Origin of the sequence: Candidatus Accumulibacter contiguus, assembly GCF_036625285.1 — a bacterium.
GTDB classification, from domain to species: Bacteria; Pseudomonadota; Gammaproteobacteria; order Burkholderiales; family Rhodocyclaceae; genus Accumulibacter; species Accumulibacter contiguus.
Genome location: NZ_JAZKUC010000001.1, coordinates 3,131,202 through 3,156,650, shown reverse-complemented (window position 1 = coordinate 3,156,650; position 25,449 = coordinate 3,131,202). Strand labels below are relative to the sequence as shown.

The window sequence follows — 25,449 nt, the reverse complement described above, 5'->3', positions numbered from 1 at the left end:
TTAAGCCGGGACAATCTCTAACTTCAATGGGTTATGCACAACCCGGTGGCGGGACTTCCTCGGTAAGGGAAGTTCCCCCATCTGGTTGAGCAGCCAATCGAAAAGATCAGGGAAAGAGGTGCTAAACAGACGTTCGGCTGCGATAGTGCCGTCACTACGTCTCACCCCATAGTTGTGGATAACCGTTAGCGCAGCCAGGCGGCATTTCGTCAGACCTCGCCCGTTATGATACAACTGGGACAAGCGGCCATTGCGCCCTTCGACGGCGGAGGAGCTGCGATGGAACTGTCGCACCATCCATTCCCCCCATTCTAGCCAGCGCTGCAACTCACTCTCGGAGAATCCCGAATGGAACGGGTCTGCTTTCCAGGCCTCTAATGCTCGCTGCCAAGCCTCCTGATACCGTTTCCGGTGAACCCTGTTTTGCGTTTTCCGCATTTGGTAGTGCCAATAGAGTACGGGCAACAGCTTGCTCGTCAGCCATTGCCGAGTCGCTTCATCCAGAGACCAGCCCAGCAGGATTTCTTCTACCCAAAGCCACCAAAAGCTGACGTGACTCGATAAGGCGCCGATCTGGGCACGGAACTTCTTCAGGGCGGAACGGGTATCCTGGATCCCTTGTTGCGCCGCCAGAGTTTCCAGGGCCTGTGCTCGCGTTTCCAGTCCTGCCACTACGCTCTCCGCCGTCGTGCGAGTATTCTCCTCCAGGGAGAAGGGATGGATTTCCTCGGCGATTCCCAGCAACTGCTTCTGGTACTCTTGCTGCGCCTGTTCCACTTGCGCGCGGGCTTCCCAGGCACAGGCCTGTTGTGCCGCCAAAGCCGCCTTTTCCTCGGTACTGGCTCCGCGCGACGGCTGATCAAGGGCCTTCTGGGCCAGTTCGCAGCACTGATCCGCCTTGGCTTTTCGACGTCCCAAGGCCGGTGACAACCAGCGACTGAGGCCATATTGCTCGTGGAACGTATCCGCGCCCGAGGTACACTCAAAGCCTGTGACCGCTAATTTGATCAGGGCCTTCGCCCGGTCACTGATGGCGTGGTTGACTTCGATACCCAGTGCTTCCAGGCGCGGGGTCACCTGGGCAAACCAGGTATCGAAACCCCGGTCCTTCTGAATCGACTCCAGCAATAGGTAGCCCGAGGACAAATCCATCAGCACCAAGATCAGAATCTCCCCAAAGAACGTCTCATCCGCGGCCACCACCGCTTGGCGTGTCCGCGTCGGTACCGAGGCTTCACACTGTTGCTGAAACAGGGGCAACAGCGCTTCCATCCGGCTGAGTTGGGTCTGCAAGGCGCTGGGAGACACCCCCACATGGGTATGAAGGCGGATCAATTGGAAGAAATCCGACAAGGCACCCGCCCCCACATGATGTTGCAGCCCGAACGTGTACAGCACAGCAAATACCAGCAATCTCAGCCATGCCTCCCCCTCTTCGGTTTCCCAAAACCCCGATTCAGGATGTCGGTTCCTACGGGCTTGCGCTTGCAGGTGGCGATGAACACTGCTTTTCGGGCGATGAATTAATTCCCCCACTGCACGCAGGCTTCGTTTTCCCTGGTCTGTAAGTGCGGCAAAAATGACGCGGCTGGTTGTCCGTATGGCTTGAGTCGTAGAGTTTTTTTGTCATAAAACTGATGATACAGGAGATGCGGCAACCAGTTCCCATCTCCTCAGCTCCCTTCATCCTCAGACTCTATCGGTAGCATGACTGTCCCGCTTTAAGTGGGAAGCCGGAAAATGGCATTTACATGTCTTGTTGTTGGTAGAATTTGAAGGCCAAATACTTCCATGAAAAATCATGGTGATGGAAGAAGTGTGTTCCCCGCAGGCGCGGGGATGAACCGCAGTCTAACCCTCAGCCTGCCAGCAATGGCAGGTGTTCCCCGCAGGCGCGGGGATGAACCGCCCTGTAAGGGCCAGCGTTGGAGTCGCTACTAGTGTTCCCCGCAGGCGCGGGGATGAACCGCCGATGCGAGCAGCAGGCGGAAGGTTCTCCATGTGTTCCCCGCAGGCGCGGGGATGAACCGAAAACCTGACTTGCAGCAGGATGTCTGCATGAGTGTTCCCCGCAGGCGCGGGGATGAACCGGTCCTGGACCGCGTTCTGCAGGCTCCAGAGGTGTGTTCCCCGCAGGCGCGGGGATGAACCGCTGACGGTCAGGGCAAGTTGGCGAACAGGGCAGTGTTCCCCGCAGGCGCGGGGATGAACCGTAGGATCACTATCCTCTGATGTACGAGATTGCGTGTTCCCCGCAGGCGCGGGGATGAACCGCATGGCCTCAATGCCCGCTTTCGCGGCCTCTTGTGTTCCCCGCAGGCGCGGGGATGAACCATGTGCGCAGAGCCGCAGGTCAAGGTGCCAGGGGTGTTCCCCGCAGGCGCGGGGATGAACCGACAGGGGTAGACGATGAGCCATTGCCCCTTGTGTGTTCCCCGCAGGCGCGGGGATGAACCGGAACCACCACATTACAGATAATAGGTCAACCCGTGTTCCCCGCAGGCGCGGGGATGAACCGCGTACTTTTCTTTCGGCTTCGGGTTGATTGGCGTGTTCCCCGCAGGCGCGGGGATGAACCGCCAGTCAATGTCGGGCATGGCCATGCACCAGGGTGTTCCCCGCAGGCGCGGGGATGAACCGGTGGATTGCTGTTCGTTGAGCCACGCAAACTCGTGTTCCCCGCAGGCGCGGGGATGAACCGCGGGGCGAGACGTCGATCGCACGGAAACGCCCGTGTTCCCCGCAGGCGCGGGGATGAACCGCCCGGCTTGAGATAGGCGATGGTACTTTCCACGTGTTCCCCGCAGGCGCGGGGATGAACCGCCGCTGATGGATCAAACTTTGTTCAACTACGCGTGTTCCCCGCAGGCGCGGGGATGAACCGGAAATTGGATTCCATAAGGATGGTCGTGCCGGGTGTTCCCCGCAGGCGCGGGGATGAACCGCAACCCCGTTGAGCCGGTGCAGCGCGTTTTGTGTGTTCCCCGCAGGCGCGGGGATGAACCGCGCGCGCATCACCCGGTAGCCACCATGGCCGGGTGTTCCCCGCAGGCGCGGGGATGAACCGTGAGGTGATGCATGGCAATGCCAATGGACGATGTGTTCCCCGCAGGCGCGGGGATGAACCGTTCGAGGTATTGATAACGCACTGGCTGCTCTCGTGTTCCCCGCAGGCGCGGGGATGAACCGAATCTGCCCAAGCGGCACCCCTCGCCGTGCAAGTGTTCCCCGCAGGCGCGGGGATGAACCGTAGAGGAAAGAATGAATCCTGTAGTTTCCAGTGTGTTCCCCGCAGGCGCGGGGATGAACCGTATAGGTGTAGTGTCTTTAGGGTGCCGGTAGTGTGTTCCCCGCAGGCGCGGGGATGAACCGAGGCGTAACGGATGCCGATTTCCAAACGTCCGCGTGTTCCCCGCAGGCGCGGGGATGAACCGGCTGGTGGCGGAAATGCGCCGACTTCGGCGAGGTGTTCCCCGCAGGCGCGGGGATGAACCGAAATCCCCTGCGCGCGCAATGCGCTGTCGGAGGTGTTCCCCGCAGGCGCGGGGATGAACCGCTGGGTATGATCGCCCGCGCCTATTTCAACGGGTGTTCCCCGCAGGCGCGGGGATGAACCGGCACAATTTCTGGCAATATTCAATACATGTATGTGTTCCCCGCAGGCGCGGGGATGAACCGACATGGCCGATCTGCTCGAAAAGCAGGCGAAGGTGTTCCCCGCAGGCGCGGGGATGAACCGTCACTCGCATTGGTACCCGTCTGCGGGTCATTGTGTTCCCCGCAGGCGCGGGGATGAACCGACGAATCCAAAACCACATTCTGTCAGGACAATGTGTTCCCCGCAGGCGCGGGGATGAACCGGGCGGTCCAAAAACCACCACGAAAACTTACTCGTGTTCCCCGCAGGCGCGGGGATGAACCGTTCAATTTCCGGCGCCGTATCGGGGGAGGTATGTGTTCCCCGCAGGCGCGGGGATGAACCGCCCGTGATTGCTGGCCTTGACGGCAGTTTGCCGTGTTCCCCGCAGGCGCGGGGATGAACCGCCCCCAGTCACACTAGTTTTTCGTAACAAATCGTGTTCCCCGCAGGCGCGGGGATGAACCGATCAGGGCCAAAGCTTCCGCGATGGTGGCAGGGTGTTCCCCGCAGGCGCGGGGATGAACCGGAAACATAAATGCCGTGATCGACACGGTGATTGTGTTCCCCGCAGGCGCGGGGATGAACCGGGAGTGCTCTCGGTATCGTTCTTCAACATCTCGTGTTCCCCGCAGGCGCGGGGATGAACCGCATCAGCACTCCCAGCCACCATCACCATCAACGTGTTCCCCATAGGCGCGGGGGATGAATCGGTTTCGGGCCTAGATGATTCCTGTGGAAGCAGGATCGATATTTCACTGCTAATCGTTGTTTTCAGGTTTAATCATGGTCCCGGAAAGTGAAGCCTGGCCCTTGCCACCAGTCGAGTCCGCAGGCGCCGGTGTCATCCGTTTGTCCTCTACGGCCAATGACGTGTAAATCAGCATTTGCTCGACCAAATTTTTTCGACCACAAAGGAGTGTTACATGGCAATCAGTCTGCAGAAAGGCGGTAACGTCAATCTTAGCAAGGAAGCCCCGTCCCTCAAGAGGATGATCATCGGCCTCGGGTGGAATGCCCGGGCGACCGATGGCGCGGCCTTCGACCTGGACAGCAGCGCATTCATCCTCAAGAGCGACGGCAAGGTTCGCAACGACGCCGATTTCATTTTCTACAACAACCTCAAGTCATCCTGCGGTTCGGTCGTTCACAACGGCGACAACCTGACCGGCATTGGCGAGGGGGATGACGAAACGCTGACGATCGAACTCGGCAAGGTTCCTGCCGAGGTGGACAAAGTCACCATCGCCGTCACGATCCACGAAGCCGAAGCGCGCGGTCAGAATTTCGGCATGGTGAGCAAAGCCTACATCCGTTGCATCGACGCAGACACCAGCAAGGAGATTGCCCGCTACGACCTCTCCGAAGACAGCTCGATCGAAACGGCGATGGTCTTCGGCGAGATCTACCGGCTCGGCGCGGACTGGAAGTTCAAGGCCGTAGGCCAGGGGTTCAAGGGTGGACTCGCCCCGCTTGCCCGCTCCTTCGGTGTCAGCACCTAACGGTCATGGCTGTTTTCACGGTAACCGGAGAAGTGGATCCCTTTCTACATGTCTCGCTGAACAGGGGTGAACGAATCTATTGTGAATCGGACGCGATGGTGATGATGGAGGCGGCGCTCGATCTCAAGGGGAAGATGACCGGGGGAATTCTCGGGTCGCTGATGCGACGCCTGGCCAACGGCGAGTCGTTTTTTCAGCAGCACATCGAGGCGTCTCGCGGCGACGGCGACTGCCTGCTTTCTCCGGTTCTGCCCGGCGCGATGCAATTGGTCGATGTCGGGCCGCGACAATACCTGCTCAATGACGGCGCATTCGTCGCGGCCGAATCCGGCGTCGATATGCAGGTCCAGATGCAGAACATCGCCAGCGCCCTGTTTGCCCAGTCCGGCGGTTTTTTTCTCATGAAGACCGCCGGGACCGGCAAGCTGGCTGTTTCGGGCTTCGGGTCGATGTTTGAGCTTGACGTGATGCCCGGCAAGGAGGTGATCATCGACAACTCGCATGTCGTCTGCTGGGACAGTTCATTGCACTACGAAATTTCGGTAACCACCGGTGGTGGCGGGGGTGGCATGCTCGGCAATCTGGTCAACAGCGCCACCAGTGGCGAGGGGGTCGTTCTGCGCTTTTCCGGCCAGGGGAAAGTTTTCATCTGCTCGCGCAACCGGGACGCGTTTCTCGAATGGATGCGCAAGGAAATGGCTGGACAGCGGAGCAACCGCTGAGCTTTGGATCGGACTACACTTTTCAACGACAGGAGAATCAAAATGGCGGTGAGCCTGCAAAAGGGTCAGAAAATTTCGCTCGAAAAAGAGGCTGGAGGTGCGCTCAACCGGGTCGTCATGGGTCTCGGCTGGGATGCCGTAAAGAAAAAGGGATTTTTCGGCTTGGGCGGGGGGCAGAAGGAGATCGACCTCGATGCCTCGTGCCTTCTTTTCGACGAGAACCGGAGCTTGCTCGACGTGGTCTGGTTCAGGCAGTTGCGCAGCAAGGACGGCAGCATCCAGCATTCCGGCGATAATCTTACAGGCGCCGGAGAGGGCGACGATGAGCAGATTATCGTCAATCTCAATGCCGTGCCGGCCAACGTGAAGTCACTGGTGTTTACGGTCAATTCCTTCACCGGACAGGATTTTTCGCAGGTCAATAACGCTTTCTGCCGGATCGTCGATGGGGCCAACGGCAAGGAGATTGCGCGCTATGACCTGAGCGTTCAGGGAAGCCACACGGCGCAGATCATGGCCAAGGTGTATCGGCACGCAGGCGAGTGGAAGATGCATGCCATCGGCGAGAACGGCAGTGGGGTCACCTTCCAGGATCTGCTGCCGCTGATCGTGCCGCACATCTGATCTGTTCCTGCACAGCTGACGGAGTCTTGGTTGCGGCCTGGCAATGCCGCGAGATCGATGGGTGTGATTTACTTCTTCAGTGATTCCGTAATGAGTGACGCGACAGAAACGATCTCATCGTCTCGTCAAGAAGCCCTTTGCGGTACAGCAGTTGTGTCAAATCACAGCCCCCGGTCCCGAAAAGGTTTACTTCGAGAGCCAACGGCCCGTCATTGGACAGTGCGATATCCCACTGCTGAAATCGCAACTTTGGCAAGGCAAGCGCAGCACCGAGGGTAAAATCAAGAACCTGTAGCCAATCCGGCACGAATAGCGTCTTGAGCAATACGCCGGTATCCGGATGCTGTTCGACCTCAACCACGTCCAGGCCTGTTCCGTTGATGACTCGAGTAATTTTACCTGTTTCCTGGTCAATTGCCGCTGCCAGATTTCCGGTCTTACCACCGTTGTAGTTGTCATGAGCATTGCTGCCGGTCGGCAACTTCCAGAAACAGCGATGCAGGATCGGCCCCTGATCTTCATCGCATAAGACGATCATGCGCAAACTTGAAACGATTTTTCCAAGGCTGTTAACAAGCCTGGCGTCGGGCTGTATCGGGGTCTGAAAGAGATATCCCAAACGCTCGGTGTCGTGGGACTCCTGGATAAAATCAGGAACCTTGACGCGGCTACCGCCCCGGAACAATACACAATCATGCTCCACATCATAGGCATCGGCAAGAAACGCTCCGCGGCCAAATCCACTAGCGGATGGCTTGGAAAAAAATGGATAGTTTTCGGGAGTTCTCAACCACGCATGGAGTACGACGGGATCTTCAAGTGCGTCGGCTCCCGCAAGGGGTCGGAAACGACCCGGCAAATAGATGGCGCGGGTTTCGGGAATACGGAGGTTTATGCTTTGAAACAGTGAATACATCAGCACCTTGTCCAACCCGAGACAATGCCAGGATCGCTCATTCAGTGCGTCGAGCCGGGATTCTGCCTTCCAGCCAACAAAATTTTCCTTTTCGGCGCTGGGGAGCGACGCTTCAAAAAGACGATAGGAGTAGTAGTCGCCAGGCCCAATCCGCCCAGGATGGCGTGCGAGGTGAACAATTTCAGCAAGCTGGCGAATGATGGATATGCCGTGGTCAGTACTGACCCGGCGGGCTTGCTGAACATATGCAGCAATTTTCTTGAGCATTTCGAGCACGCATCCTTTGATGAAAGGTGGGCGAGTGAGGGGCGAGCAAGGCCACGTTCTCCACTCCCATCGGGCAAGGAACAAGGGCTTGCAGCTCGCTGGATGGATGCTCCTCAATGGCGGTACGGCTGTTCAGAGGATTGTAAGCGAGCAGGGCCATGGGTTCAAACCTGTTGCCGGCCTGGAACGGATCTTCAGCCGCTTCACGAGATCCTTCCTGGTCATTGCACCAGCTCCAGGGACGAACAAGATCGCTTGAAGGTGCCAAGATGGCTTCGCATGCTCTCCCCCCGCCATGCCCGGACAACCGCAGCGCAAGGTGGGCCACGCCTGGTCGCCGGCGAGCACTTCAGACAACCTCTTGCCGTGGAAGCGGACGGGTCGATGCTTGTGGCTGACAGCGGCGACAGCGGTGTGACATAATCCTTTTTCTTGCCCGCCGATGCGGGCCGAACTTCTTCGGATGATCCATCGATGCCGCAGACCCTGTACGAAAAACTTTGGCAGGACCACCTCGTCCATCAGCAGGCCGATGGGACCGCGCTGATCTATATCGACCGCCATCTGGTGCACGAAGTGACCAGCCCGCAGGCCTTCGAGGGTCTCAAGCTGGCTGGCCGCAAGCCCTGGCGTGTTTCTTCGATCGTCGCTACCGCCGACCACAACACCCCCACCGATCACTGGGATCGGGGCATCGAGGATCCGATTTCGCGCCTGCAGGTCGAAACACTCGACGCCAACATCCGTGCGGTCGGCGCGCTCGCCTATTTCCCGTTCAGGGATCCTCGCCAGGGAATCGTGCACGTCGTCGGCCCGGAAAGCGGTGCGACCTTGCCGGGCATGACGGTCGTCTGTGGGGATTCGCATACCAGCACGCACGGCGCTTTCGCGTGCATGGCACACGGCATCGGCACCTCCGAGGTCGAACATGTTCTGGCCACGCAGTGCCTGCTGCAGAAGCAGTCGAAAACCATGCTCCTGCAGGTGGATGGGAGGCTCGCCAGGGGAGTGACGGCGAAGGACCTGGCGCTGGCGATCATTGCCCGGATCGGCACCGCTGGCGGCACCGGTCATGCCATCGAGTTCGCCGGGAGCACGATCCGCGGCTTGTCGATGGAAGGTCGGATGACGCTCTGCAACATGGCCATCGAAGCCGGCGCACGCCTGGGTCTGGTGGCGGTCGATGAGGTAACCATCGACTACCTGCGTGGGCGACCTTTTGCGCCCAAGGGCGCGCAGTGGGAGCAGGCCGTTGCCGCCTGGCGTGGCCTGCACAGCGATGCCGATGCCCGCTTTGATCGCGTCGTCGAGATCACGGCCGAGGACATCCGGCCGCAGGTGACCTGGGGTACCTCGCCGGAAATGGTGGTGCCCGTCGATGCCTGCGTTCCCGATCCGGCCAATGAAGCCGATCCGGTCAGGCGCGAAGGCATGGAGCGGGCGTTGCGCTACATGGGTCTGAGCCCCAGGCAGCCGATCCGGGAGATCCGTCTCGACAAGATTTTCATCGGCTCTTGCACCAACTCGCGTATCGAGGACTTGCGGGCTGCTGCCGCGGTGGTCCAGGGCCGGAAAGTGGCCAGCAACATCCGGCTGGCGCTGGTGGTTCCGGGTTCGGGACTGGTCAAACGGCAGGCGGAGCGCGAAGGGCTGGACGAGATTTTTCTTGCTGCCGGTTTCGAGTGGCGCGAGCCCGGCTGTTCGATGTGCCTGGCGATGAATGCCGATCGCCTCGAGGCGGGCGAGCGTTGTGCCTCGACCTCGAACCGCAACTTCGAGGGGCGACAGGGTGCAGGTGGGCGGACCCACCTGGTGAGTCCGGAAATGGCCGCGGCGGCGGCGATTGCCGGACATTTCTGTGATGTTGGCGAGCTGCTTGGCCGCAAGGAGAAGGGATGAACAGGCTGACCTGGATGCTGCTGGTGATCGTTTCGCTGACTTCGCTGGCGTCCTGCAACACCATACAAGGGGTGGGCAGGGATATCGAAAAAGGCGGACAGGCCATCGAGAGGGCTGCCAAGTAACGGTCATGACTTTTTCAGGCACACCCGATCATGGAAGTCATGACCGTTTCCCTCTCCCCCGACCCCTCCCCCGCGAGGGGGAGGGGAGACTCGTGAGTCGCATACGCGACTTTCACATTAAGGCGCCCTGACAAGGAGGAGTATGGACAAGTTCGTTTGCCTGGAAGGACTGGTGGCGCCACTCGATCGGGCCAATGTCGACACCGATGCGATTATTCCCAAGCAGTTCCTGAAGTCGATCCAACGTTCGGGTTTCGGTCCGAATCTGTTCGACGAATGGCGTTATCTCGATGCCGGAGAACCCGGCAAGGAAGACTCGTTGCGGCGGCTCAACCCGGCTTTCGTTCTCAATCAGCCACGCTATCAGGGGGCGCAAATCCTGCTGACGCGCCAGAACTTCGGTTGCGGTAGTTCGCGTGAACACGCGCCCTGGGCTTTGCTCGACTTCGGTTTTCGCGCGCTGATTGGCGAGAGCTTCGCCGACATTTTTTTCAACAACTGTTTCAAGAACGGTATTCTGCCGATCGTGCTGCCGGCTGCCGAAATCGACGCGCTGTTTGTGCTGGTCGAGGCCACCCCGGGCTGCCGGCTGGTGGTTGACCTCGAGCAGCAGCAACTGCGCTGTCCGGATGGCAGGGTGCTATCGTTTGTCGTGGATTCCTTCCGGCGCGAATGTCTGCTCAATGGCTGGGATGATATCGGTCTCACCCTGCGCCATGCCGATCTGATCCGGGCTTTTGAAGACAAACGGCGTATCGAGCAGCCTTGGCTGTTCGCCTGAGGGAGCGGAAATGAAGATTTGTGTTCTCCCCGGAGACGGCATCGGCCCGGAAATCATTGCCGAAGCAGTGCGTGTTCTGCAGGCACTCGCAATCGGCTGCGAGATGGAGGAGGGACTGCTCGGCGGCTGCGCCGTCGATGCCACCGGTGATCCTTATCCGCCAGCGACGCAAGCGCTGGCTCAGCAGGCCGACGCGGTGTTGCTGGGTGCCGTCGGCGGCCCGCAATGGGACAATCTGCCGCGCGCGCAGCGCCCGGAGCGTGGCTTGCTCGGGATTCGCCAGCAGCTTGGCCTGTTTGCCAATCTGCGCCCGGCGATCCTGTATCCGGAACTGGCCAACGCTTCCTCACTCAAGGCGGAGGTGGTGGCTGGTCTGGACATTCTGATCGTCCGTGAACTGACCGGCGACATTTATTTTGGCCAGCCGCGCGGCATCGAGATGCGGGTCGTGGATGGTCGGCAGGAACGTTTCGCTTTCAACACCATGCATTACAGCGAAAGCGAGATTCGCCGCATCGTGCGGGTAGCTTTCGAGGCGGCACGCAAACGCAACCGGAAGCTGTGCTCGGTCGACAAGATGAATGTCCTCGAGACCACCCAGCTCTGGCGTGATGTGGCCAACGAAACGGCGGTCGAGTATCCTGACGTCGATCTCAGCCACATGCTGGTCGACAATGCCGCGATGCAGCTGGTACGCAATCCTTCACAGTTCGACGTGCTGGTTACTGGTAACCTGTTCGGCGACATTCTGTCGGATGAAGCGGCAATGCTCACCGGCTCGATCGGCATGCTGCCTTCGGCGTCGCTGGATGCGAACAACAAGGGCCTGTACGAGCCCTGTCACGGTTCGGCTCCGGATATCGCCGGTCGCGGGCTGGCCAATCCTTTGGCGACGATTCTTTCGGCAGCAATGATGTTGCGCTACACCTTCGCACAGGAGTCGGCTGCCTTGCGTATTGAAAATGCGGTCAGGAAAGTGCTGCAGCAGGGTTACCGAACGGCTGACATTTACGAGCCAGGGATGCAGAAGGTGGGTACACGCGCCATGGGCGATGCCGTTCTGGCGGCGCTTTGAGTTGAATGACAGGAGTGCAAGAATGAGGAAGCTGGGTCTGGTGGGTTGGCGCGGCATGGTGGGATCGGTCCTGATGCAGCGGATGCTCGAAGAGGGGGATTTCGAACAGGTCGATCCGCTCTATTTTTCGACTTCATCGGTCGGAAGCAAGGCGCCCGTGCTGGCCGGCAAGGACGCCGGCACATTGCAGGACGCGATGTCGATCGAGGCGCTGAGCCGGATGGACATGATCATCACCTGTCAGGGGGGCGACTACACCAAGGAAATCTTCCCTCGGCTGCGTGCTGCCGGCTGGCAGGGGCACTGGATTGATGCGGCTTCCACCCTGCGCATGCACGACGACGCGGTGATCATTCTCGATCCGGTGAACCTCGATGTGATCAAGGATGCGCTGACCAGGGGCGGTCGCAACTGGATCGGTGGCAACTGCACGGTTTCGCTGATGTTGATGGGCATTGGCGGTCTGTTCCGGCAGGATCTCGTCGAATGGGTCAGCGCCATGACCTATCAGGCAGCGTCCGGGGCCGGAGCACAGAACATGCGCGAACTGCTGCAGCAGATGGGCGCGCTGCATGACGCGGTGCGCTCCGATCTGGCCGAGCCGGCCTCGGCGATTCTCGATATTGATCGCAAGGTTGCAAGGAGCATGCGATCGCCGGATTTCCCGACCCGGAACTTTCGCAACACGGCTCTGGCCGGTAGTCTGATACCGTGGATCGATGTGCCGGTCGAGGGCGGCCAGTCGAAGGAAGAGTGGAAAGGCGGTGCCGAGTGCAACAAGATCCTCGGTCGTCCGGCCTTTCGCACGCCGGGCAGCATCCCGGTCGATGGTTTGTGCGTACGTATCGGTGCGATGCGTTGTCATGCGCAGGGTTTGACCATCAAGCTCAAGAGTGATGTGCCGTTGACTGATCTGAACGAGATCATTGCCCAGGCCAATCCGTGGGTGAAAGTGGTTCCCAATGAACGCGAGATCACCGAGCGGGAACTGACGCCGGCCGCGGTTACCGGGACCCTGGCCATTCCGGTGGGTCGTTTGCACAAGCTGGCGATGGGGCCGGAGTATCTCGGCGCTTTCACGGTCGGGGATCAGTTGCTCTGGGGAGCGGCCGAACCGCTTCGCCGAATGCTCCGTATTCTGATAGAGGACTGATTGAATCATCGGGTCCGGGAAGTCGTTTCTGACCTTGTCGAGGCCTTTGGACCAGAAGAATGTTTAGCTTGCATGGCTAAGTTCATGATGTTATTTTAATTATTCCGATGTGGACGCTCAGGGATGCGCCGTGGCCAAGAATATGAATGACACAACCGCTAATTTCCGACTACGGGTCTCGGCATGGGCAGTCGCGTCGTCTCTGGCGCTGGCGGCTTTGCCTTTGGCCGCTGAGGCTGCCGGGCTCGGCAAAATCACCATCTTCTCTGCGCTTGGTCAGCCTTTGCGCGCCGAAATGGAGGTCTTTGCGACCCGCGAAGAACTCGCGGGAATGAGGGCACAACTCGCCTCTCAGGATGCCTTCAAACAGGCTGGTGTGGATTACGCGCCGGCCTTGTCCGGCATTACGCTCAGACTGGACAAGCGCGCCAACGGCCAGCCGATCATCCGGCTGACCTCGACCCGGCCGATCAACGATCCATTTGTCGATTTGCTGCTTGAACTCAACTGGCCAAGCGGCCGCTTGATCCGCGAGTATACCTTTCTGCTCGATCCGCCCGAGTTCGCTGCCAAGAACGCCGCCGCGGCACCAGCCATTGTCAGGCCGCTCGCAGAAGCAAGTCCGCCGCTGGAGGACCGGCCAGCGAGGGCATCCTCCAGGTCGCGGGCCAGCGAGCAGGTGCAGAAGCCTGCGGATGGCGGTGCCACCTACGAAGTCAAACGCGGTGAAACACTGAGCAAGATCGCGAGTGAACTCCGGCCTGAGGGTGTGTCTCTGGACCAGATGCTGCTTGGGCTCTTTCAAGCCAATCAGAATGCCTTCGACGGTGGTGACATCAACCGCCTGAAGGCTGGCAAGATTCTTTCCGTACCGGACAAGGCGACCCTTGAGACGATTCCGAAAGGAGAAGCCAGGACCGTCATCGTCGCACAGTCGTCGAACTGGGGCACTTATCGTCGGAAACTCGCAACCGTCGCGGCCGATGCTCCCGGCAGAGAAGAAGGTGCCAGGCAGGCGGCGGCCGGCAAGGTCACCACCAGGGTCGAAGACCGGGGGGGGCCTGCTGCCGAACCCAAGGATCAACTGAAGGTATCCAAAACCGATCTCCCCGGTAGCAAATCCCTGCCAGCGTCCAAGCGTACCGACGAGGATCTGATTGCCAAGGAAAAAGCTCTCCGGGACGCCAACGAACGCCTGGCAAGCCTCGAGCGGAATGTTGCGGAACTGCAGCGCCTGGTGGAACTGAAGAGCCAGAACCTGGCAGATCTGGAGCGGCAGTCTGCTGCCAAGGCCGTGCCCGCGACCGAAGCAAAGAAGGTGCCGGAGGTCGCTGCCTCGCCTACGCCCGCTGCGGCGCCGCCGCCAGCCAGAGTGGAAGCTGCACCGGCAGCCGTCCCGGCAGTTCCCGCAAAGCCTCTGGAACCACCGGTGGATGTCAAGCCGGTGGAACCTGTGGCCAAGCCCGAGACCGTCGGACCCAAGCCGGAAGCCGTCAAGGCTGAGGTCAAAGCAGAAGTGCCCCCGGTTGCGGAGCCGCCAAAGCCGGTCGATCTGCCGAAACCCAAGGCGGTGGTTCCCCCACCGCCTGCAGAGGAGCCCGGTTTTATCGAAGAGTTGCTCAACAGTACGGCCTTCCTGGCGGCAGGGGGCATCATCATCGCGCTTCTCGCCGCGTACTGGTTTGCCAAACGTCGTCGCGCCGGCGATGGCGAGGCGCCGCTCGAGGACAACAGTACATTGGCGCCAGCCGTGGATGAAAACCTCGCGGCCAAGTCGGTTTTCCGCACTACCGGCGGGCAAACGGTCGATACCACCAATTCAATGCCGCAAACCGATTTCAGCCAGGCCGGTCCAGGCAGCATCGACACCGATGAAGTGGATCCGGTTGCTGAAGCTGATGTCTACATGGCGTACGGCCGTGACGCACAAGCGGAAGAGATTCTCCTCGAGGCAAAACAGAAAGATCCCAGGCGCCACGCCATTCATTTGAAGCTGCTCGAGATTTACGCCAGCCGCAAGGATGTCAAACCATTTGGCGTGCTCGCCACCGAACTGTTCAACGCCACCGGTGGGGTTGGCGCGGAATGGGAGAAAGCGGTGGCGATGGGTCTCCAGCTTGATCCCCGGAATCCGCTCTTTGGCTCTGCCGGGCAGCAGGCTGAAGCAGTGTCTGAGGAAGCTGAAGCACCCGCCACCTCTCCTGAATCCTTGCGGGACACGCTTACCAAGCCGGAGCAAATATTGGCGATGACGGCTGCTGCTGGTGTGGCTGCTGGCGTGGCCGCAGAGCGGTCGGCAGTGGGACTTGCCGGCGAGGTGCAGGAAGCGAGGCCGGAGCCGGTCTCTTTGGCGGATCTGGATTTCGATTTCGGCAGCAACAAGCCTCGTTCAGCGGCGCCGGAGGTCACTGATGATGCCTACCTTGAAGCCACTCTCGCCTACCCGAATCCTGCCAAACGGGACACCCTCGATTTTGATCTGGCCGCCTCCCTGCCGAATGCCGAGCCGCCTCCAGAGGAGGACAGGCATGATGTGCAACTGGTGGATGACGCCAGTTCTCTGGAGGTTACCATGCTGGTGGCTGCAGACTCGAAGCCGAGCGCCGGCCTGGATTTCGAGTTTGAGCTGGGATCCGACTTGCCTGACGAGGCCGGCTGGGATGAACGAACGGTTACGCACGCTGAGCCGGAACAGACCTTCGACATCGGATCGTCGGATACGGAAGCGCTGGAGTTCGATGTCGCGCTGACGGAGTCGACCGTCCTTGGTGACGCGATGCAGCATGCGGCGTTTGACATGTCGTCGATCAGTCTTGATTTGGCCAGCGACGATGCCTTCAACGAAGCCCCCACGGTATTGGTCAGCCGTTCAACGGGTTCTGCCTTCGAGGAGGATCAGGAGGATACCCTGGTGAATCCGGATTTTGCGATGGAAGAGACCGACACCGGGATAGAATCGCCGCTTGGCTCGCTGACCGATTCGACATTGAGCCCCGAGATCACCTCCAGCGAAGAGGTAGCCACCAAGATCGACCTTGCCAAAGCCTATCAGGAAATGGGCGACCTGGAAGGAGCGCGTGAACTCTTGCAGGAGGTTGTCAATGAGGGCGATGTGGCGCAGCGGCAAGAGGCGCTCAACCTCCTTGGCGGAATGCGCGAGTAGTCGTCGACGATACGGCCCTAGCCACCCAGGGCGATGGTCATCGCTCTCTTGACACGAAAGGTCGGAAGCTGCTGTGCATCCAAGCGCCCGTCTGCTCGTCTGGTTTCTGGTACTGGTGGCGATTCAAGGTCTGGAAGGCCGCCTGCTGCTGGCTGCCCTGCTGGTCTTGCCACTCTTCGGCAGGCCGGCTCTGCGACGCTGCGGGCAACTCATCCGGGGGGCGCGCTGGCTGTTGCTGTCGGTGTTTGTCATCCTTGCCTGGGGCGGTGCCGGTGATCCCGCCTGGAGCGGAGTGATGGCTCCCAGTCGTGAGGGGCTGGTTGATGCCTCGACGCATGTCGGACGTTTGCTGCTGATGTTGATGGCGGTCGCAGTGCTGCGTGAGCGAATGCCTCTGGCTGATTTGTTGACCGCCATACATCGCCTGCTGGAGCCGCTACGACACTGCGGACTCGATACCGAGCGCGGTCTGGTGCGGCTGCTGCTGGTGTTGCGCTATCTTGAGACGATGCCACGGCCAGGCGACTGGCGCCAGTTGCTTGATGTTCCGGCAAGTGCCAATAGCGAGGTCTTCGAACTCACGGATCGCCGGCTCTCCAGGCGGGACTACCTGATCATCATGATTGCGCTGGCCAGTATCCTGCCGGTGTTCTACTTTCGGCAGACGTGAGGGATGAGAATTGCCCTGGCTGTCGAGTATGACGGTAGCGGTTTTCGAGGCTGGCAGACGCAGCCAGGCGGGGGTACCGTTCAGGACGCGCTGCAGGATGCCTTGCAGCAGTTTGCCACGGTGCCGGTACAGGTGGTTTGCGCCGGGCGTACCGATGCCGGTGTGCATGCGACCGGGCAGGTGGTGCATTTCGATACCGCTCTTGATCGATCCATGTATGCCTGGGTGCGCGGAGCCAACACTTTTCTGCCAGCGGCAGTGGCAGTTCGCTGGGCGCAGGCCGTCACCAGCGATTTTCATGCGCGGTCTTCGGCGTATTCCCGGCATTATCGCTATCTGCTGATCAACCGGCCACATCGGACGGGCGTCTGGCACGGCAGGGTGGGTTGGTATCATCATCCGCTCAATCTGGAGCTGATGCAGGCGGCGGCGGAACAGTTGCTAGGCGAGCATGACTTTTCTGCTTTCCGTGCGGCCGAGTGTCAGGCCAAATCGCCGGTGAAGATCATGCGCCGAGCCGACATACAACGTTGTGGCGATTTGCTGGTTTTTGACTTCGAGGCTTCGGCCTTCCTGCACCACATGGTGCGCAATCTGGTCGGCAGTCTGGTGGATGTGGGTCAGGGCAAGCATCCACCGGAATGGATCGCCGAGTTGCTGGCGAAGGGGGATCGTCGTCTGGCTGCGCCGACCTTTGCTGCTGCCGGTCTGTATCTCGTTACTGTCCGGTATCTACCGCATTGGGGTTTGCCGAGCAGCGATGAGTCGCTGTTCCTGCCCTACCGCTGAGGAGTAAACGTATCTTGCCCATGCCACCGCGTATCAAGATCTGCGGACTGACCCGTAGCGATGACCTGCACTCTGCCGTGCAGGCGGGTGCTGATGCGCTTGGTCTGGTCTTTTACCCGCCGAGTCCGCGCTGCGTCGATCTGCCGACGGCGGCGCGGCTGGCGCGTGCCGTGCCGCCTTTCGTCAGCATTGTCGGTCTGTTCGTCAATGCGCATCCGGCCGAGTTGCGGGCAACCCTGGCTGCCGTGCCGATCCACCTGCTGCAATTCCACGGCGATGAGGATGAAGCCTATTGTCGGCAGTTCGATCGACCTTACATCAAGGCAGCGCGCGTCAGGCCGGGAATGGATTTGGTACAATACGCGGCTGCCTTCCCTTCGGCGCAGGCCATCCTTCTCGACGCTTTTGTGGACGGTTATGGCGGCGGCGGCAGGATTTTTGACTGGTCTCTGGTGCCGCCCTCGCTGGGCAAGCCGCTGATTCTCTCCGGTGGTCTGGATGCGGACAATGTCGGAGAAGCGGTGCGCCGTCTTCGGCCGGCGGCGGTCGATGTCTCGTCGGGAGTCGAGGCGAGCAAGGGAATCAAGGATGCCGAAAAGATGCGTGCCTTTGTAGTTGCAGTGCGGGCGGCTGGATCGATGGGTGGCGATGGATGCGACAGGTTTTGACGGGATTATCGATGCGCAGGACAACTGCTGGTCGGACGCGGACTTGCTGGCGGCACTACCTGGCCAAACATACCTGAGGGGGCGGCTCTTGCTTCCATGCAGATGCAGTGCAAGCTGTCCCAACCCGTCGCAAGGAGATGATTTTTGAATGACTACGATTTGCCAGACGCCAGAGGCCATTTCGGCCCCTACGGTGGCGTCTTTGTCGCCGAGACCCTGATCGCGGCACTCGATGAACTCAAGGAGGCGTACGCCGCCGCGCAGCGAGATCCGCAGTTCGTCGCCGAATTCAATGATGAACTCAAGCATTATGTGGGCCGGCCAAGTCCGGTCTATCACGCCAGGCGCTGGTCGGAAGCCCTTGGCGGTGCGCAGATTTACCTGAAGCGCGAAGATCTGAACCATACCGGTGCGCACAAGATCAACAACTGCATCGGTCAGGCCCTGCTGGCGCGGCGCATGCAGAAGCCGCGCGTCATCGCCGAAACGGGAGCCGGTCAGCATGGCGTGGCGACGGCCACCGTGGCCGCGCGCTATGGCATGGAGTGCGTGGTTTACATGGGTTCGGAAGACATCCGGCGGCAGGCGGCCAATGTGTATCGGATGAAACTGCTGGGGGCCGTGGTGGTACCGGTGGAAAGCGGTTCCAGGACGCTCAAGGATGCCTTGAATGAAGCGATGCGCGACTGGGTGACCAACGTCTCCGATACCTTCTACATCATCGGCACGGTGGCCGGCCCGCATCCTTATCCGATGATGGTGCGCGACTTCCAGTCGATCATCGGCCGCGAGTCGATCGTGCAGATGCAGGAACAGTGTGGCCGCCAGCCCGATGCCGTGATTGCCTGCGTGGGCGGCGGTTCGAATGCGATGGGGATCTTCTATCCCTACATTCCGGTCGCCGGGGTGCGTCTGATTGGCGTCGAGGCGGCGGGTGAAGGGATTGCCACGGGACAGCACGCTGCCTCATTGACGGCGGGTCGTCCCGGCGTGTTGCACGGCAACCGAACCTATCTGCTGCAGGATGAGAACGGCCAGATCACCGAGACGCACTCGATCTCGGCCGGGCTCGATTATCCGGGGGTCGGCCCGGAGCACGCGTGGCTCAAGGATAGTGGCCGGGCCGAGTACGTGAGCATCAGCGATGCCGAGGCGCTGCAGGCTTTTCATGACTTGTGCCGTCTCGAAGGTATCATTCCGGCGCTGGAGTCGAGTCATGCCCTGGCGTATGCGACCCGGCTGGCGCCGACGCTGGCGAAGGAGCAGATCCTGCTGGTCAACCTCTCCGGTCGTGGTGACAAGGATATGCACACCGTTGCCGACCAATCGGGCATCACCTTCTGATCATGACTACTATACAGTCTGTATTCGAGCGTTTGCAGGCACAGGGGCGCAAGGCGCTGATCCCGTTCATCACCGCCGGCGACCCCGATCCGGCATGGACCGTGCCCTTGCTGCATGCGCTGGTCCGTGCCGGCGCCGACATCATCGAACTGGGCGTGCCTTTCTCTGACCCGATGGCCGACGGACCGACCATCCAGCGGGCCTCCGAGCGGGCACTGGCGAAAGGTGTCAGCCTGCGCCAGGTGCTCGAACTGGTCGAGAGCTTCCGCGCCGATGACCAGCAGACACCGATCGTTCTGATGGGTTACGCCAACCCGATCGAATCGATGGGTGTCGAGGTCTTTGCCGGTGCCGCCTGCGCTGCCGGGGTGAATGGCGTGCTGGTGGTCGATTATCCTCCCGAGGAAGGTATTGATTTTGCCCGCATTCTGCATCGCCATGCCCTCGATCCGATCTTCCTGCTGGCGCCGACTTCGAGCGATGCGCGTATCTCGCAGGTGGGTGCCCTGGCCAGTGGTTACATCTATTATGTCTCCTTGAAGGGGGTCACCGGCTCGGCTGCACTCGACGTCGCTGCCGTCGCCGCGCGCATTCCGGAAATCCGGGCGCGCACCGGTGTTCCGGTGGGGGTCGGTTTCGGGATTCGTGACGCGGCGACTGCCGCCGCCGTGGCCGGGATTGCCGATGCCGTGGTGGTTGGTAGCCGGATCATCGAAGAAATCGAGCAATCGGCACCCGATCAGGCCTGCGCGAAGGTGCTGGCGCTGGTCGCCGATATCCGGCGCGGGATGGATGCGGCAACGAATGCCTCGGGAGGAACGACATGGGCTCGCTGAACAAACTGCTGCCGCCAAAAATCAAGCGTAACGACAGCGGTGTCGCACGCCGATCATCCTTGCCGGAAGGCCTGTGGAGCAAGTGTCCGGCCTGTGAAGCCGTGCTCTACGCGACCGATCTGGCGAACAACTGCAATGTCTGTCCCAAGTGTGCCCATCACAAGCGTCTCGAGTCGCGTGCCCGCGTCGATCTCCTGCTTGACGCCGATGGACGTTCCGAGATCGCTTCGGAGGTACTGCCGGTCGATTCGCTGTCGTTCAAGGACAGTCGCCGCTATCCCGAGCGCTTGCAGGATGCCACCGAGGCCACCGGCGAGACCGACGCACTGGTCGTCCTGAGCGGTTCGATCAATACCCTGCCGGTGGTCCTGGCCGTTTTCGAGTTCGATTTCATGGGCGGTTCGATGGGCTCGGTGCTTGGCGAACGCTTCGTGCGCGGTGTTCGGGCAGCGATCGAGCAGGCGCGGCCGTTCATCTGCGTCACCGCTTCGGGGGGTGCGCGCATGCAGGAGGGACTGTTTTCACTGATGCAGATGGCCAAGACGACGGCCATATTGACCCGCCTTTCGCAAGCCAGGCTGCCCTTCATTTCGATTCTGACGGATCCGACGATGGGTGGTGTGTCGGCGTCTTTCGCCTTTCTCGGCGATGTGGTGATTGCCGAACCCGGCGCCCTGATCGGTTTCGCCGGTCCGCGCGTCATCGAGCAGACCGTCCGTGAAACCCTGCCGGAGGGTTTCCAGCGATCCGAGTTCCTGCTCGAAAAGGGCGCGATCGACATGATCGTCGACCGCCGGGAAATGAAAGCGCGCGTTGCCGGTTTGCTGACCCTGCTGCAGAAGCGGCCGGCATTGCCGTGAGCAGCGCGGCGTGAGCAGCCAGGAGGGCAGGCCGCCGGCAGCCGCCGCGATTCCTGACCTCTCGCTGGAACTCTGGCTGGCCCACCTCGAAAGTCTCCACCCGCGCGGGCAGGCGGGAATCGAGCTGGGGCTGGAACGGGTCCGGCGCGTCAAGGAGGAGTTGGGTCAGCATCCGCAATGCCCGCTGATCACTGTCGGCGGCACCAACGGCAAGGGTTCGACCTGCGCCTATCTCGAAGCGATCTACCGCTTTGCCGGTTACCGCGTGGCCTGCTATACCTCGCCGCATCTCCTGGAGTACAAGGAGCGGGTGCGCATTGATCGAATCCCGGTAGAAGACGCCGATCTGTGCGAGGCCTTTGCCCGGGTTGAGGCGGCGCGACAGGCGGCTGGCGCTGTCGCACTGACTTATTTCGAGTTTGGTACTTTGGCCGCCATCGAGGTCTTCCGCGTCCGTGAGGTCGAAGTCATGATTCTCGAAGTCGGGCTGGGCGGGCGCCTCGATGCGGTCAATGCCTACGATCCCGATTGTGCCGTGGTGACCAGTGTCGCCCTCGATCATACCGACTGGCTCGGTCCGACACGCGAGAGCATCGGCTTCGAGAAGGCCGGCATTTTTCGTGCGGGCAGACCGGCAGTGTGTGCGGACCCCGATCCACCGTCATCGCTGCTGGCGCATGCGCAGGAGCTGGGCGCCGAACTGCACCTGCTGGGTCGTGATTTCGGCCATTTCGGAGACCGGCTGCAATGGACCTTCTGGCGGCATGGCGGCCGGCGGCGTGGTGGCCTGGCGAATCCAGGTTTGCGTGGCGCCTGCCAGCTACGCAATGCCTCGGCGGCGCTCACAGTCGTCGACCTGCTTGGACAGCGTTTGCCGGTTTCGATGCAGGCGATACGGCGCGGGCTGATCGAACTGGATTTGCCAGGGCGTTTTCAGGTGTTGCCGGGCCGCCCGGCAATCATCCTCGATGTGGCGCACAATCCACAGGCGGTGAGTGCCCTGGCAGACAATCTGCGCGACATGGCTTTCTTCACCAGGACGATTGCCGTCGTCGGCATGCTTGCCGACAAGGACATTGCCGGCTCGCTGGCACCCTTGGCCGGCATGGTTGACACCTGGCTGCTGGCCGACCTCGATGTGCCGCGTGGCGCGTCGGCGGCAGTCCTGGCGACTGCCATCAACGGCGCTGGCCTCGCTGGCCACGTCGAATGCTTTGCCTCACCGGCGCAAGCCTTCGCGCGTTCTCCCGAGCTGGCCGGGGAAAATGGTAGAATTATCGTCTTTGGATCGTTCTACACGGTCGCGGCCATCCTGCACAGCATGCATTTGGTCGATGATCGAAGCGACGCGAGTGGACTCCACCGATGACTGAATCACCTGACCCGCAACTGCAACTCAAGAAACGGGCTCGCCGCCGCCTCGTGGGTGCGGTCGCGTTTGCAGGACTGGCTGCCGTGATTCTGCCGATGGTCCTGGACGAGGAACCGAAGCAGTCGGTGCAGGACGTGCCGATACGCATCCCCGGTCAGGAGCAGTTGCCTTACCAACCCAAGGAACTGGCTGCCAGGGCAGCAGCCCCCGCAGCGGTTGCCGCTGGCGAGCCGCAGATGGCGGCGGGTGGCGCGTCTCCGCAATCGCCAGTGGCCGTGCCGCTTGCCAGGCCGGCTGCTGCTCCCGCCGCTGCCCCGGTCGTCAAGCCCGTCGAGAAAAGCGGCGACAAGGCTGTCCATGTCGCCAAACCGACGGAGAAAGTACCAGAGAAAGCGGCCGACAAGAAAGTCATCAAGCCGGCAGAGAAGGTGCCGGAGAAGACGGTCGACAAGAAATCCGACAAACTGGCGGAGACCTCGCCGGACAAGGCGGCCAAAACCGCTAAGCCTGTTGAAAAGGCGATCGAAAAGGCGCCTGAAAAGCCGATCGAAAAGAAAGTCGAAAAGAAGGTCGAAAAAACTGCCGACAAGCTGCCTGAAAAGGCGATCGAGAAAACGGCCGAGAAGCCGCCTGAAAAAGCGCCGGTCAAGAAGGTCGACAAACCCGCCGAGAAAACGTCCGAGACCGCTTCCGAAGACGCCGTCAAACCTTCTGCCGACGATGCCTCGCATACGGCGCCAGCCGGCAAACCGCCTGAAGCCGCAGCAGCAAAATCTGGCGGGCAGCGGGTGATTCTGATCGGGGCTTTTGTCAATGCCGAAAACGTCAAGCAGTTGCAGAGCAAGATCAGCGCAGCCGGTGTCAATAGCTATACCGAAGTTCTTGATTCACCGGACGGCAAGAAAACGCGCGTGCGCGCCGGCCCTTTCCCAAATCGAGAAGCCGCCGAGAGGGCTCTCGAACAACTGAAGAAAATTGGCGTCACTGGAGTCGTCGCCGGTCGGCAATGACAGTCTTCGACTACCTTGTGCTGCTGATCGTCGCAACTTCCCTGTTGCTGGGCATGTGGCGTGGCGTGGTGGGCGAGATCATTGCCCTGGTCGCCTGGGTGCTGGCTTTCTTCGCGGCGAAGTGGTGGGGGACACCGCTTGCCCATTGGTTCACGGCCATTTCCGATCCGACGCTACGCATCGTTGCCGGCTGGGTGGCGGTGTTCATGGCCACGCTGGTCATCATGGCGCTTCTTCGCCTGACCGTGCGTAGCCTGATCAAGGCGCTGGGAATGACTCTGAGCGATCGCCTCCTGGGACTCCTCTTCGGTGTTGCCCGTGGCCTGGCGATCGTTCTGCTCCTGGTTGCCGTTGGCGGCATGACGGCGTTGCCGAAAGAGAAGTGGTGGAGTGAGGCGTATTTCGCTGCCCCGCTCGAAACGGCCGTTCTGGCCAGCAAGCCCTGGTTGCCATCCGATGTGGCGAAACGAATCAGGTTTGGGTAGGGAAAAAGACTATGTGCGGAATTCTCGGGGTTGTCGCAACTACGCCGGTGAACCAGTTGCTTTATGATGGACTCATGGTCCTGCAGCATCGCGGACAGGACGCCGCCGGCATCGTCACCGCCGAGAACGACGCTTTTCACATGCACAAGGGGTCTGGGCTGGTGCGCGACGTTTTTCGCACCCGCAACATGCGGGCTCTGCCGGGCAACATGGGGATCGCCCATTGTCGCTACCCGACCGCCGGTTCGGCTTTCGACGCAGCCCTCTCGCAACCCTTTTATGTGAACTCGCCGTTCGGGATCGTTCTCGGGCACAACGGCAACCTGACCAACGCCGAGCACCTCAAGGAAGAGATGTTCTGTCAGGATCTGCGGCACATCAATACCAGTTCGGATTCGGAGGTGCTGCTGAACACGCTGGCGCACGAACTGCAGGCGACAGCCAAGGGATGTCGCCTGGATCTCGATACCATCTTTGCTGCGGTGGCGGCCGTGCATCGTCGTTGCCGGGGTGCCTACGCGGTGATAGCGATGATCGCCGGTCACGGCCTGCTCGCGTTCCGTGATCCCTTCGGCATTCGGCCGCTGATTTTCGGAACCAACGAGACCCCAGAGGGTACCGAATACCTGTTTGCTTCCGAGTCGGTTGCGCTCGATACTCTGGGTTTCCAGGTCCTTCGCGACGTCGACCCCGGCGAGGCAATCTTCATCGATCTCGATCACCGTATGCATCAGCGCCAGTGTGCGCAGCATGCGGCACTGTCCCCCTGCATTTTCGAATTCGTCTATCTGGCGCGGCCGGACTCGGTGATCGACGGGGTCTCGGTTTATGAAGCACGCTTGAGTATGGGTGAGCATCTCGCTGACAAACTGCTCAAACACATTCCCGTCGATCAGATCGACGTGGTCATCCCGATTCCCGATTCGAGTCGCCCTTCGGCGATGCAACTGGCACAGCGCATCGGCGTCCCGTACCGCGAAGGTTTTGTCAAGAACCGCTACATCGGCCGCACTTTCATCATGCCCGGCCAGGCGACGCGGGCGCGCTCGGTTCGCCAGAAACTGAACACCGTGGCGCAGGAATTCAAGGGCAAGCGCGTCCTGCTGGTCGATGACTCGATTGTGCGCGGCACGACCAGCCGCGAGATCGTCGAGATGGCGCGAGCAGCCGGAGCATTGAAGGTCTATTTCGCATCCGCTTCGCCGCCGGTGCGTTACCCGAATGTTTACGGAATCGACATGCCGACGCGTAGCGAGCTGATCGCGACCGGCCGCACCGGCGAGGAGATTGCCCGTGAAATCGGTGCCGACGCCTTGGTCTATCAGGATCTGGATGCACTCAAGGCTTCGATCCGTGAATTGAAACCGTCGCTTTGCCATTTCGATACTTCGTGCTTTGATGGTTGTTACGTGACCGGCGATGTCAGTGCAGAGTACCTGACGGCCATCGAGATGGCCCGTGAGGGTCACCACCCAACGACGAAGGAAGAGCGCTGGGCGTCAAAACAGTTGCATCTCAACCTGCTGTCGGCAGGCTGAGCATGATGGAGAA

21 protein-coding genes and 1 CRISPR repeat array are annotated in these 25,449 nt (G+C 60.7%); of the genes, 19 read left to right on the top strand and 2 right to left on the bottom strand.

The genetic code is table 11. From position 1 onward, the window contains the following. On the bottom strand, nucleotides 1–1,536 hold the full coding sequence (locus V5B59_RS15150; RefSeq protein WP_332351228.1) for a DUF6399 domain-containing protein: 1,536 nt from the start codon (nucleotides 1,534–1,536) through the stop codon (nucleotides 1–3). A gap of 282 nt (nucleotides 1,537–1,818) precedes the next feature. Beyond that, nucleotides 1,819–4,288: direct repeats of the CRISPR family, unit length 29 nt; unit sequence GTGTTCCCCGCAGGCGCGGGGATGAACCG. A 275-nt stretch (nucleotides 4,289–4,563) separates the two neighbouring features. Between V5B59_RS15150 and V5B59_RS15145 the strand changes: the two genes are divergently transcribed. The 3 genes from V5B59_RS15145 to V5B59_RS15135 are packed head-to-tail and all read left to right on the top strand — an operon-like array spanning nucleotide 4,564 to nucleotide 6,485. Continuing rightward, nucleotides 4,564–5,139, top strand: coding sequence for a TerD family protein (locus V5B59_RS15145; protein ID WP_034909985.1), 576 nt, complete (start codon nucleotides 4,564–4,566; stop codon nucleotides 5,137–5,139). A 5-nt stretch (nucleotides 5,140–5,144) separates the two neighbouring features. Then, complete coding sequence (locus V5B59_RS15140) at nucleotides 5,145–5,861, top strand: TIGR00266 family protein (RefSeq protein WP_034909986.1); 717 nt, start codon at nucleotides 5,145–5,147, stop codon at nucleotides 5,859–5,861. Nucleotides 5,862–5,903: 42 nt separating this feature from the next. Further along, complete coding sequence (locus tag V5B59_RS15135; protein WP_034909988.1) at nucleotides 5,904–6,485, top strand: TerD family protein; 582 nt, start codon at nucleotides 5,904–5,906, stop codon at nucleotides 6,483–6,485. 76 nt (nucleotides 6,486–6,561) lie between these two features. Here V5B59_RS15135 and V5B59_RS15130 read toward each other — a convergent pair whose 3' ends face one another. Continuing rightward, nucleotides 6,562–7,668 carry a sugar-transfer associated ATP-grasp domain-containing protein gene (locus tag V5B59_RS15130; RefSeq protein ID WP_332352011.1) on the bottom strand — a complete coding sequence of 369 codons (1,107 nt, stop codon included), beginning with the start codon at nucleotides 7,666–7,668 and terminating at the stop codon, nucleotides 6,562–6,564. A gap of 474 nt (nucleotides 7,669–8,142) precedes the next feature. Here V5B59_RS15130 and leuC point away from each other — a divergent pair, with 474 nt between their 5' ends. From leuC to purF, 16 genes are all read left to right on the top strand, one after another. After that, nucleotides 8,143–9,567 carry a 3-isopropylmalate dehydratase large subunit gene (gene leuC, locus V5B59_RS15125; RefSeq protein ID WP_169068904.1) on the top strand — a complete coding sequence of 475 codons (1,425 nt, stop codon included), beginning with the start codon at nucleotides 8,143–8,145 and terminating at the stop codon, nucleotides 9,565–9,567. A gap of 14 nt (nucleotides 9,568–9,581) precedes the next feature. Further along, the gene (locus V5B59_RS15120) at nucleotides 9,582–9,692 is read left to right on the top strand and encodes an entericidin A/B family lipoprotein (RefSeq protein ID WP_372703478.1); all 111 of its coding nucleotides are present in this window, start codon (nucleotides 9,582–9,584) and stop codon (nucleotides 9,690–9,692) included. A 142-nt stretch (nucleotides 9,693–9,834) separates the two neighbouring features. Beyond that, on the top strand, nucleotides 9,835–10,473 hold the full coding sequence (gene leuD / locus V5B59_RS15115; RefSeq protein WP_034915998.1) for a 3-isopropylmalate dehydratase small subunit: 639 nt from the start codon (nucleotides 9,835–9,837) through the stop codon (nucleotides 10,471–10,473). A 10-nt stretch (nucleotides 10,474–10,483) separates the two neighbouring features. Next, nucleotides 10,484–11,548: a 3-isopropylmalate dehydrogenase gene (gene leuB, locus V5B59_RS15110; protein WP_169068906.1), complete on the top strand. Its 1,065-nt coding sequence runs from the start codon at nucleotides 10,484–10,486 to the stop codon at nucleotides 11,546–11,548. A gap of 22 nt (nucleotides 11,549–11,570) precedes the next feature. Then, nucleotides 11,571–12,701 carry an aspartate-semialdehyde dehydrogenase gene (gene asd, locus V5B59_RS15105; protein WP_169068907.1) on the top strand — a complete coding sequence of 377 codons (1,131 nt, stop codon included), beginning with the start codon at nucleotides 11,571–11,573 and terminating at the stop codon, nucleotides 12,699–12,701. A 142-nt stretch (nucleotides 12,702–12,843) separates the two neighbouring features. Beyond that, on the top strand, nucleotides 12,844–15,864 hold the full coding sequence (locus tag V5B59_RS15100; protein WP_169068908.1) for a FimV/HubP family polar landmark protein: 3,021 nt from the start codon (nucleotides 12,844–12,846) through the stop codon (nucleotides 15,862–15,864). A gap of 73 nt (nucleotides 15,865–15,937) precedes the next feature. Beyond that, nucleotides 15,938–16,534 (top strand): CbiQ family ECF transporter T component, encoded by a 597-nt coding sequence (locus V5B59_RS15095; protein ID WP_169068909.1) that lies wholly within the window; start codon nucleotides 15,938–15,940, stop codon nucleotides 16,532–16,534. A gap of 3 nt (nucleotides 16,535–16,537) precedes the next feature. Next, entirely contained in the window at nucleotides 16,538–17,323 is a 786-nt protein-coding gene (gene truA / locus V5B59_RS15090) for a tRNA pseudouridine(38-40) synthase TruA (RefSeq protein WP_169068910.1), read from the top strand. A 20-nt stretch (nucleotides 17,324–17,343) separates the two neighbouring features. Further along, on the top strand, nucleotides 17,344–17,991 hold the full coding sequence (locus V5B59_RS15085; protein ID WP_169068942.1) for a phosphoribosylanthranilate isomerase: 648 nt from the start codon (nucleotides 17,344–17,346) through the stop codon (nucleotides 17,989–17,991). A 144-nt stretch (nucleotides 17,992–18,135) separates the two neighbouring features. After that, the gene (gene trpB / locus V5B59_RS15080) at nucleotides 18,136–19,335 is read left to right on the top strand and encodes a tryptophan synthase subunit beta (protein WP_034916005.1); all 1,200 of its coding nucleotides are present in this window, start codon (nucleotides 18,136–18,138) and stop codon (nucleotides 19,333–19,335) included. A gap of 2 nt (nucleotides 19,336–19,337) precedes the next feature. Next, the gene (gene trpA, locus V5B59_RS15075) at nucleotides 19,338–20,171 is read left to right on the top strand and encodes a tryptophan synthase subunit alpha (RefSeq protein WP_034916007.1); all 834 of its coding nucleotides are present in this window, start codon (nucleotides 19,338–19,340) and stop codon (nucleotides 20,169–20,171) included. Next, a complete protein-coding gene (accD, locus tag V5B59_RS15070; RefSeq protein WP_034916009.1) occupies nucleotides 20,159–21,031 on the top strand; it encodes an acetyl-CoA carboxylase, carboxyltransferase subunit beta in 873 nt (290 codons plus the stop codon). Before trpA ends, accD begins: the two co-directional genes overlap by 13 nt. A gap of 10 nt (nucleotides 21,032–21,041) precedes the next feature. Further along, a complete protein-coding gene (gene folC / locus V5B59_RS15065) occupies nucleotides 21,042–22,400 on the top strand; it encodes a bifunctional tetrahydrofolate synthase/dihydrofolate synthase (protein ID WP_169068911.1) in 1,359 nt (452 codons plus the stop codon). After that, the gene (locus tag V5B59_RS15060; RefSeq protein WP_332352010.1) at nucleotides 22,397–23,413 is read left to right on the top strand and encodes an SPOR domain-containing protein; all 1,017 of its coding nucleotides are present in this window, start codon (nucleotides 22,397–22,399) and stop codon (nucleotides 23,411–23,413) included. Before folC ends, V5B59_RS15060 begins: the two co-directional genes overlap by 4 nt. After that, nucleotides 23,410–23,898 (top strand): CvpA family protein, encoded by a 489-nt coding sequence (locus tag V5B59_RS15055; protein ID WP_034917376.1) that lies wholly within the window; start codon nucleotides 23,410–23,412, stop codon nucleotides 23,896–23,898. The genes V5B59_RS15060 and V5B59_RS15055 overlap by 4 nt, the downstream gene beginning before the upstream one ends. A gap of 11 nt (nucleotides 23,899–23,909) precedes the next feature. Further along, entirely contained in the window at nucleotides 23,910–25,436 is a 1,527-nt protein-coding gene (gene purF, locus V5B59_RS15050; RefSeq protein ID WP_169068914.1) for an amidophosphoribosyltransferase, read from the top strand. Nucleotides 25,437–25,449: the final 13 nt, after the last annotated feature.